General features: G+C 38.5%; 1 protein-coding gene. It reads right to left on the reverse strand.

Going from position 1 to position 439, the window contains the following annotated elements:
- On the reverse strand, positions 1-391 hold a 391-nt coding region (locus GD597_RS21715; RefSeq protein ID WP_216368663.1), incomplete at its 3' end, for a hypothetical protein.
- Between the last annotated feature and the right edge of the window lie 48 nt (positions 392-439).

Raw genomic sequence — 439 nt, forward strand, 5'->3', positions numbered from 1 at the left:
TGATATAAGTTTTAGCATTGCTGATTAAACCTACATAAGCAGGATCAACCAGTAAAGTATCCATATAAGCAGGAATATTGATGGTGCCCTTCACATAACCATTGGCATCACTAAAAGCATTAAACAGGGAAATACCAGCTTCTGCGGGATTGGCATTGTACAAATTTACCATTACACCAGGGATGGGTTTGTCATCATTGGTTAACAAGCGAATGTTAACGGAAACTTCTTTAGAAGTAGCAAAAGTAAAATTGTCTGGTGCAATAGTACTGTCACCATTAATCACTGGTGGAGTAACAACAGTAGAAGAAGTGTCTTCCATTTTTTTGCTGCAGGCGGTAAAGCCAAGAACCAGGGTTGCTGCCATTAAGGCGATTGATATACGTTTCATGGTTAAGTTTTTTCTGAAAGCTATTATTCTAAAGCTGTGCCAGAAAGT

This window comes from Limnovirga soli (assembly GCF_013106755.1).
In the GTDB taxonomy this organism is placed as follows: Bacteria; Bacteroidota; Bacteroidia; order Chitinophagales; family Chitinophagaceae; genus Limnovirga; species Limnovirga soli.